General features: G+C 66.5%; 1 pseudogene. It reads right to left on the reverse strand.

Annotation, left to right across the window (positions count from 1 at the left end):
- Window positions 1-242: pseudogene (locus ACZY1I_RS32330) on the reverse strand (hypothetical protein); the annotation flags it as partial.

The raw sequence follows: 242 nt of genomic DNA on the forward strand, positions 1-242 counted from the left end.
CACGACCAGCACTGGCATGCCGCGATCGGCGTTGCCGATGAGCGCCGAGATCAGTAAGCCCAGGACCATCGACACCACGGTGACGACGACGACGGCGGCCGCCACTTCAGCGGAACCGACCCAGCGCAGCAACTCGGTGCTACCCGAGTGCAGCAGCAGGCTGTCGTCCGGTGGGGGTAGGAAGGCGACGCCGAGGAATCCGAGGATCAGTCCTTGGAGGCCGGTGATTACGCCCAGGACGG

It is taken from the genome of Mycobacterium sp. IDUB_37 (genome assembly GCF_055419245.1).